This window comes from Sphingomonas sp., from assembly GCF_039595165.1.
In the GTDB taxonomy this organism is placed as follows: Bacteria; Pseudomonadota; Alphaproteobacteria; order Sphingomonadales; family Sphingomonadaceae; genus Sphingomonas.
Window position 1 is genome coordinate 1 of record NZ_JBCNMA010000148.1, and the last position, 7,720, is coordinate 7,720.

Below are 7,720 nucleotides of genomic sequence, written 5' to 3' on the forward strand. Positions count from 1 at the left end.
TCTTCGAGCACGCCGTTCTTCTTGCCCTCGGCCTGGGTATAATCCGTGTTGAAGATGTCCATCGAGAACCAGACCGGCTGCTTGCGCGCAACGGCCAGCTTGATCCCCTCGTCATCGACCAGGCTGGCATGCTCGATCGTGTCGATCCCGGCGCGGATCGCCGCCTTGATCCCCGCCGCGCCATGCGCGTGCGCCGCGACCTTGAGGCCCCATTGATGCGCCTCGTCGGCGATCGCGCGCATCTCCTCCTCGGAGAGCTGCTGCTGCCCCGGCTCGGTATTACGCGAGAATACCCCGCCGGTCGCGCAGATCTTGATTACCTCGGCGCCGTATTTGCGCTGCTCGCGCACCTTGACGCGGAGCTCCTGCGGTCCGTCCCCGATCGCGGCGCTCTTGGCTTTGTACGAGGGTGGCAGATAGGTATAGTCGCAATGCCCGCCGGTCGCGCCCAGCGCATACGCCGCCGGCACGATCCGCGGGCCGATGATCAGCCCTTCCTCGATCACCTGCTTGTAGCCGACATCGGCATAATTCTCCGACCCGACGTTGCGGACGGTGGTGAAGCCGGCCTTGAGCATCGCGCGGGCATTGGCCACGCCCTGGATCGCCCAGAAGCTGTCGGTGAACTGCAGCCCGGTATAGCCGCCATAACGCGGGCTGGTGTCGAGATGGACGTGCATGTCGATCAGCCCGGGCAGGATCGTCTTGCCGCTGAGATCGATATGCCGGACGTCGCTGCCCCAGCGCACCGTGCGCGCGTCGGCGATGCTCGTGATCCGGCCGTCCTTGATGAAGACCGCGGGATGTTCGACCATTTTCCCCGTCACGACATCGATCATCCGGTCGGCGGTGACCACGACGGTCTCGGCAACGGCGGGCGTGGCGGCGAGCATGGCCGCGGCCACGGCGATCAACTGGCGCTTCATGAATCCCCCTTCGGCGTTTCCGCGACGCTTGCCGCAGCCGCGCCAAAGGTCAACTTGCCGGCATTATTTCAGGGGATCGTGCCCCCAGTTCATCAGCGAATAGCGCCAGCGCGAGGTCGGCACCCGGTGCGACTCATGCGGCCCCTGCGCGCGATGCCGCCGCACATAGCCGATCACCTTGCGCATATGCGCATAGTCGCCGCCGTCGAGCTCGGCCTTGCTCTTGCGCAGGATCGTGACGATTCGCCGTCCCGAGGCGTGGCCGACGCTCTCGCTCGCGCCGTCGCGCTTGATGCCGACCTTGCGGCTCTCCGCAGTGTCGAGCCAGGTCTCGATCTCCGCGGGCGCCATGTTCACCACTTGGTGGAAGTGCTTCCACACCGTCTCGTGATCGTCCTGCTTCGGCATGCCGCCCCTAACGCTCGGACCGCGAGGAGGTTCTCCGGCAATTCCGTCAGGCCGGCTTGCGGCCGAACACCGGGCGCGAGGCCGCGCCCTCGGGCACTTCGAAGCTCGTCTCGCCGGCAGCTTTCTTCTCGAGATAGCGCGCGATCACCGCGTCGGGATCGAAGTCGCTCGCCGCGGAGTCGTCCACGGTCGCCGGCGCCTTAGATCCCTTGGGCTTCGCACTGCCGCTCGCCAGCCGTACCAGCTTGATCAGGATCGGAATCGTGAACAGCAGCCCGAGCCCGCCCAGCCCGACGATCGTCGGCATCAGCTCGCGCGACGCGAAACCGCCCATCGCCTCGTTGACCCGATAGAAATGGATCGCCAGCCCGCCGAACCAAACGACCGGGACGAGCCCTGCGATCAAACCCCATAGCGTCTTCACCGACATGCCATGCTCCCGCGAATCGCGCGCGAGCATGACAGAGCTTCCCCAAGAAAAGCTGAAGAGGTCTCGATGGCGCTCGGGCCGGCAGCAGCCAGCCGGCCCGGGCTGGGCGTCACATCGAGCTGACGTGCTTCAGATGGCCTTCGACCACCTTCGACGTGTCGCTCGCGAAGGTCTTGAGCGCGGGCACGTCGCCATTAGCGGCATAGCCTTGCAGCGCGGCCAGCGCCTTCTGGTGCGCCATCATCTGTTGCTGCTTGTAGAGCGCATCGAACTCCGCCCCATTCGCTCCGCGCAGCGCTTCGAGGTTGGCGCTCTGCTCGGCGTTCATCGCGGGATTGGGCGTGATCGCCGGCTCGGCCTTGGCCGCCGCATCCTTGAGCTTGGCGGTCGAGCTGGTGTGGTCCTTGACCATCATCGCGGCGAATTCCTTGACCGCGTCGCTGGTCCCCTTGTCCTGCGCGAGCTTCGCGGATTCGATTTCGAACATGTCGCTCGCGGCGGCGGTGTCGGCGAATTGCTGGCCGGTCATCGGCGTCGCTGCATCGCCCATCGCCACGTTGTCGGCGTCGTTGGCCATCACCGCCGTCTCGCCCTCGTTGACGACGGTGGTGTCGGCCATGCTGTTGTTCGCGGCATCCGTTCCGCCGCACGCGCTCAATGCCAGCGCGGCCAGCGAGACTAACATAAGTTTATGTTTCATCGGGATTTTCCTCCTGCAGGCCGGACGCGAACGTGCGGCCCGCAGCGAGGTTCCCGATCACGTCACATATGCAGCTGGCGCCCATAGGCGGCGAGCACCGCTTCGTGCATCGTCTCGCTGATCGTCGGGTGCGGGAACACCGTCTCCATCAGCTCCGCCTCGGTCGTCTCCAGCGTCTTGCCAACGGTGTAGCCCTGGATCATCTCGGTCACCTCGGCGCCGATCATGTGCGCGCCGAGCAGTTCGCCGGTCTTGGCGTCGAACACGGTCTTCACGAAGCCCTCGGGCTCGCCCAGCGCGATCGCCTTGCCGTTGCCGATGAAGGGGAAGTTGCCGACCTTGACCTCGTAACCGGCTTCCTTGGCCTTGGCCTCGGTCAGGCCGACGCTGGCGATCTGCGGATGGCAATAGGTGCAGCCCGGGATGTTCAGCGGATCCATCGCGTGCGGATGCTTGCCGGCGATCGCCTCGGCCGCGATCACGCCCTCATGGCTCGCCTTGTGCGCGAGCCAGGGCGGCGCGGTGATGTCGCCGATCGCGTAGAGGCCGTCGATATTGGTCTTGCACGCGCCGTCGGTCTTGAGGAAGCCGCGCTCGTCGACGTCGACGCCCAGCTCCTTGAGGCCGATGTCGCTGGTATTGGGCACGATGCCGATCGCGACGATGACGTGGCTGAACTCGCCGTTCACCGCCTTGCCGTCCTTGCCGGTGATCGTCGCCTTCACGCCGTTCGCGTCGGCGGCGATCTTGTCGACCTTGGCGCCGGTCATGATCGTCATGCCCTGCTTCTTGAGCGCCTTTTCGAGATGCGCCGAGATGTCGGCATCCTCGACCGGCACGATCCGGTCGAGCATCTCGACCACCGTCACCTCGGCACCCATGTCGTTGTAGAAGCTCGCAAACTCGATGCCGATCGCGCCCGACCCGATGACCAGCAGCTTCTTGGGCATCTCCGGCGGGGTCATCGCATGGCGATAGGTCCACACGCGCTTGCCGTCGGCGGGCAGGCCGGGCAGATCGCGGGCGCGCGCGCCGGTCGCGAGGATGATGTTCTTGGCGGTGAGCTCGGTGGTCTTGCCGTCCTCGGCGGTGACGCTGAGTTTGCCCTTCCCGGTCAGCTTGCCGGTGCCGAAATGCACCGCGATCTTGTTCTTCTTCATCAGGTGCGTGACGCCCTGGTTGAGCTGCTTCGCCACGCCGCGCGAGCGCTTGACCACCGCCTCCAGGTCGGCGCTGATCTTTTCGGCGGCGAGGCCATAGTCCTTGGCGTGCTGCATGAAGTGGAAGATCTCGGCCGAGCGCAGCAGCGCCTTGGTCGGGATGCAGCCCCAGTTGAGGCAGATCCCGCCGAGCAGCTCGCGCTCGACGATCGCGGTCTTGAGGCCAAGCTGGCTCGCACGGATCGCCGCGACATAGCCGCCGGGACCCGAACCGAGCACGATCACGTCATAGGATTCGGCCATTCGCTAGTTCCTTCTCATGTTTCGATCGCCGCGCGCGCAACGGCCCAGAACAGGCCCGATCCCGCTGCCGCCAGCGCCAATAGGGTGATGACGGGCACCTGCTCGCGCAGCGCCCGCTTGCGGCCATGCTTCCGCTGCACTGCCGCGATCAGCCCCAGCGCCGCCAGCGGCAACGCACCGGCCGCGCCGGCGATGGGGAAGCGCAGCCAGTCGCTGCCCGGCAGCAGCCTCGCGGCAAAGCCGTTCTCGACGGTCAGGAACACGACGGCCGCCCAAATGCCGACGATCAAGCCCGCGACCAGGCCTGGGCGCAGCCGCCCGCCCGGGCGGTTGGTCCTGGCGATCAGGAACGCGAGCGGCAGTGCTGCCGCCACGATCTTGACCGCCGTCGCGCCGAGCTGACCGGCCTCGATCGCCCCGCCGCCGACGGTCGAGAACGCGACCAGGCCCCAGATCAGGAGATAGGCGGCGCAGGCGGTCGCCCAGATCTTGGTGCACCCGTCCATCCCGTAACCGTTCATGCGCGTGGCAAGGTACAGGCACACGCCGCCGCCCAGCGCGAGCGCCAGATAGGCTACCGCAGGGGTGTGCATCGCCGCCAGCGCGCCACCCGCGATCAGCGCGAGCGGAAACACCAAAGCGAGCGCCATCGCGCTGACCAGCACCGCGCCGCCGAGCGCCGCGCCGAGCATCTGCCAGACCGGTTGGCCGGGGACCGGCTTGCGGACGATCCGCACCAGCTGCGCGACGACGGCGAAGCCGCCGGCGACGATCATCAGGAGGAACGCGCTCCCCACCGCCGCTGCGGTCGCACGCGGCAACGCCGGGTCGAACAGGGCGATCACGTTGCGCGATCCGGCCGCATCGCGCCGGTCTACCGCACACGCCGAGGGCGCAGAACGTCGAAATTGAGGATGAGCCAGAACAGCGCAGCCACCGGCCCGACCACCAGGCCGAAGCGGATATATTCCCCCGCCGTGTCGGGAACGAGCTGCATGGCGATCAGATAGGCAGCCAAGGCGCCGATTGCAGTACCAAGCACAAGCAGCAACATCCCCGTCACCAGCGCGGGCAGCGCCAGCCGCCGCAGCAGAACGTAGAAGGGCCATGCCACGATCAGCCCGGCGAGGATGATCGCGAACAGCACGCCGACGCTCTTCCAGTCGGTCGCTCCGCCCTCGCTCTCGAGCATCCGGTAGACCGCGAGATTCGCCAGGTACGCGCCGACGAACGCGGGCAGCAGGAACCGCCGTACGAACGCCGCGATCCACTTCACGCCTCACCGTCCACCGGCCGCGGCTTGCGGTCCTCGCCCACCGCGACGAAGGTGAACACGGCCTGGGTGACCAGCTGGTGCTCCTCGCCGTGCCGTCCCCGTCGCCACGCCTCGACATCGATCTGCATCGAGGTGCGGCCGACCTTGACCAGCTCGGCATAGACCGAGACCTCGTCGCCGACGAACACCGGCGCATGGAACTGCATCCCGTCCATCGCCACGGTCACCGCGCGGCCGCGCGCCCGCCGTGCCGCGACCAGCCCCGCCGCCATGTCCATCTGCCCGACCAGCCAGCCGCCGAAGATGTCGCCATAGGCATTGGCGTCCGCCGGCATCGTGCTGACGCGGGTGGTCGGCTCAGTGGCAGGGGGTGCGCGGTCAGGCATCGGTGCTTTCCTCGCCGCGGCCCGCCATCGCGCGGCGCATCGGATCGATCCCCATCAGGATGATGCACACGATCGCCGCCCCGGTCACCAGCCACACGTCGCGCTCGGCGAGCGGATAGGCCCAGCTCGCTACCGCACCGATCAGCAGCGCGACGGCGATGCCGGCGGCGATGTGGAGAGCTTCGATCAGGACGCGCATCGCGGCGCCCTCGCCTTCAGGCCAGCAGGCCGAACGGCGACTCGACGAGCGCCTTGAACACCTTCATCAGCTCGGCGCCGTCGGCCCCGTCCACCGCGCGGTGATCGAAGCTGCCGGTCGCCGACATGACGGTCGCGACGCCCAGCGCGTCGTCGACGATGTAAGGGCGCTTCTCGCCCGCGCCGACCGCCAGGATCATCGCCTGGGGCGGGTTGATCACCGCGTCGAACTGCTTGATTCCGAACATGCCCATGTTCGAGATGCTGGCGGTGCCGCCCTGATACTCCTCGGGCTTGAGCTTGCCTTCCTTGGCGCGCTCGGCGAGTTCCTTCATCTGGGTCGAGATCGACGCGAGGCCGATATTCGCCGCGTCGCGGATGATCGGCGTGATCAGCCCGGTCGGCGTCGACACCGCGACCGAGATGTCGGCGCGGCTGTACTTGATCAGCTTGTCGCCGGCGTAGGTGACGTTGCACTTCGGCACCTGGCTCAGCGCGACCGCGAGCGCCTTGATCAACATGTCGTTGACCGACAGCTTCACGCCGCGCCCTTCGAGGCTCTTGTTGAGCTGGCCGCGCAGCTTGAGCAGCGCGTCGAGCTGGACATCGACGGTCAGGTAGATGTGCGGGATCGTCTGCTTCGCCTCGGTCAGGCGGCGCGCGATCGTCTTGCGGATGTTGCTGAGCTTCTCTTCCTCATGCGGGATGCTCTCGTCGTACCATACCGACGCGGGCGCCGCCGCGGAGGTCGGGACAGCTGCCGCAGCCGCAGGAGCCTCAGTCGCCTTGGGTGCAGGCGTGCCGCCGGTCTTGGCGCCCTCGACGTCGGCCTTGACGATGCGGCCGTTCGGCCCCGAGCCGGCAAGCGCCGACAGCTCGACGCCCTTCTCCGCCGCGATCCGCCGCGCCAGCGGGCTCGCCTTCACGCGATCGCCGCTCGCCGCCGGAGCGGCCGCCGGCTTGGCGGGTTCGGCCGGAGCCGGCGCGGGCGCCTTGGGCTCTTCCTTGGGTGCCTCGGCCTTGGGCGCTTCTGCTGCCTTGGGCGCCTCGACCGCCGAGACATCCTCGCCCTCGCCGGCCAGGATCGCGATCGCGGTGCCGACCTTCACCCCGTCCGTGCCCTCGGCCACCAGGATCTTGGCGATCGTGCCCTCGTCGACCGCCTCGAACTCCATCGTCGCCTTGTCGGTCTCGATCTCGGCCATCAGGTCGCCGGCCTTGACCGTGTCGCCCTCCTTCACCAGCCATTTGGCGAGAGTGCCCTCCTCCATCGTCGGGGAAAGGGCAGGCATCTTGATCTCGATCGACATGGGGGAGGAGGATCCTGTCGCAGGCTGTTGGTTTCGGGCCCTCCCTTGCGCGATGCACGGCGCGGGTCAAGGGTGCCGCGCCCGTAAGGCTCTTGCGTGGCGCGGCTTCCCGCGTCACCACCGTGGGAAACCGGGAGGGGATGGTTTCATGCGTACCTATCTTGTGGTGATCGACGAGAGTCCGGAGGCGCAGATCGCGCTCCGTTTCGCCGCTCGCCGTGCGGTCAAGACCGGCGGCGGCGTCGAGATCCTCGTGCTGATTCCCCGCCCCGACTTCGTGCAGTGGGGCGGCGTCATGGCGACGATCGAGGAAGAAGCCCGTCAGCGCGCAGAAGCGCTGGTCGCGGGCGCCGCGGGCACGCTGATCCAGGAATCGGGTTTGAAGCCCACGATCACCGTGCGCGAGGGCGACGGCCCCAAGATCATCCGCGAGCTGATCGCCGCCAATTCCGAGATCGCCGCGCTGGTGCTCGGCGCCGCGACCGGCGGCAAGCCCGGCGCGCTGGTCAGCCACTTCACCGGCGGCGACATGGCCGCGCTGCCGATCCCGCTGATGATCATCCCGGGAAGCCTCGACCGCGATGCGATCGACCGGCTAAGGTTCGTCGGTAACCATCGCCTGG

At 67.6% G+C, this 7,720-nt stretch carries 11 protein-coding genes; 1 reads left to right on the forward strand and 10 read right to left on the reverse strand.

Annotated elements, in window-relative coordinates:
• From ABDV68_RS17065 to ABDV68_RS17110, 10 genes are all read right to left on the reverse strand, one after another.
• A partial coding sequence (locus ABDV68_RS17065; RefSeq protein ID WP_343521305.1) for an amidohydrolase family protein occupies nucleotides 1–926 on the reverse strand: 926 nt, incomplete at its 3' end.
• A gap of 63 nt (nucleotides 927–989) precedes the next feature.
• Entirely contained in the window at nucleotides 990–1,334 is a 345-nt protein-coding gene (locus ABDV68_RS17070; protein ID WP_343521306.1) for a DUF3140 domain-containing protein, read from the reverse strand.
• A 46-nt stretch (nucleotides 1,335–1,380) separates the two neighbouring features.
• Nucleotides 1,381–1,764, reverse strand: a complete 384-nt coding sequence (locus tag ABDV68_RS17075; RefSeq protein ID WP_343521307.1) for a hypothetical protein — start codon at nucleotides 1,762–1,764, stop codon at nucleotides 1,381–1,383.
• A 109-nt stretch (nucleotides 1,765–1,873) separates the two neighbouring features.
• Complete coding sequence (locus ABDV68_RS17080; RefSeq protein ID WP_343521308.1) at nucleotides 1,874–2,464, reverse strand: DUF4142 domain-containing protein; 591 nt, start codon at nucleotides 2,462–2,464, stop codon at nucleotides 1,874–1,876.
• Nucleotides 2,465–2,526: 62 nt separating this feature from the next.
• Nucleotides 2,527–3,927: a dihydrolipoyl dehydrogenase gene (lpdA, locus tag ABDV68_RS17085; RefSeq protein WP_343521309.1), complete on the reverse strand. Its 1,401-nt coding sequence runs from the start codon at nucleotides 3,925–3,927 to the stop codon at nucleotides 2,527–2,529.
• 14 nt (nucleotides 3,928–3,941) lie between these two features.
• Nucleotides 3,942–4,772, reverse strand: coding sequence for a hypothetical protein (locus ABDV68_RS17090; protein WP_343521310.1), 831 nt, complete (start codon nucleotides 4,770–4,772; stop codon nucleotides 3,942–3,944).
• A gap of 29 nt (nucleotides 4,773–4,801) precedes the next feature.
• Nucleotides 4,802–5,203 (reverse strand): hypothetical protein, encoded by a 402-nt coding sequence (locus ABDV68_RS17095; RefSeq protein ID WP_343521311.1) that lies wholly within the window; start codon nucleotides 5,201–5,203, stop codon nucleotides 4,802–4,804.
• Nucleotides 5,200–5,589 carry an acyl-CoA thioesterase gene (locus ABDV68_RS17100; protein ID WP_343521312.1) on the reverse strand — a complete coding sequence of 130 codons (390 nt, stop codon included), beginning with the start codon at nucleotides 5,587–5,589 and terminating at the stop codon, nucleotides 5,200–5,202. Before ABDV68_RS17100 ends, ABDV68_RS17095 begins: the two co-directional genes overlap by 4 nt.
• The gene (locus ABDV68_RS17105) at nucleotides 5,582–5,788 is read right to left on the reverse strand and encodes a hypothetical protein (RefSeq protein WP_343521313.1); all 207 of its coding nucleotides are present in this window, start codon (nucleotides 5,786–5,788) and stop codon (nucleotides 5,582–5,584) included. The genes ABDV68_RS17100 and ABDV68_RS17105 overlap by 8 nt, the downstream gene beginning before the upstream one ends.
• Before the next feature lie 16 nt (nucleotides 5,789–5,804).
• Nucleotides 5,805–7,097, reverse strand: a complete 1,293-nt coding sequence (locus ABDV68_RS17110; RefSeq protein WP_343521314.1) for a pyruvate dehydrogenase complex dihydrolipoamide acetyltransferase — start codon at nucleotides 7,095–7,097, stop codon at nucleotides 5,805–5,807.
• A gap of 148 nt (nucleotides 7,098–7,245) precedes the next feature.
• On the opposite strand from ABDV68_RS17110, the gene ABDV68_RS17115 reads away from it, so the two are divergent.
• Nucleotides 7,246–7,720 (forward strand): universal stress protein (locus ABDV68_RS17115; RefSeq protein ID WP_343521315.1); only part of this gene is annotated, 475 nt, incomplete at its 3' end.

Bases quoted from the DNA above. Each gene is read 5' to 3' on its own strand.
- ABDV68_RS17070 (WP_343521306.1), bottom strand. From the start codon at position 1,334: ATGCCGAAGCAGGACGATCACGAGACGGTGTGGAAGCACTTCCACCAA.
- ABDV68_RS17075 (WP_343521307.1), bottom strand. From the start codon at position 1,764: ATGTCGGTGAAGACGCTATGGGGTTTGATCGCAGGGCTCGTCCCGGTC.
- ABDV68_RS17080 (WP_343521308.1), bottom strand. From the start codon at position 2,464: ATGAAACATAAACTTATGTTAGTCTCGCTGGCCGCGCTGGCATTGAGC.
- lpdA (WP_343521309.1), bottom strand. From the start codon at position 3,927: ATGGCCGAATCCTATGACGTGATCGTGCTCGGTTCGGGTCCCGGCGGC.
- ABDV68_RS17100 (WP_343521312.1), bottom strand. From the start codon at position 5,589: ATGCCTGACCGCGCACCCCCTGCCACTGAGCCGACCACCCGCGTCAGC.
- ABDV68_RS17105 (WP_343521313.1), bottom strand. From the start codon at position 5,788: ATGCGCGTCCTGATCGAAGCTCTCCACATCGCCGCCGGCATCGCCGTC.
- ABDV68_RS17110 (WP_343521314.1), bottom strand. From the start codon at position 7,097: ATGTCGATCGAGATCAAGATGCCTGCCCTTTCCCCGACGATGGAGGAG.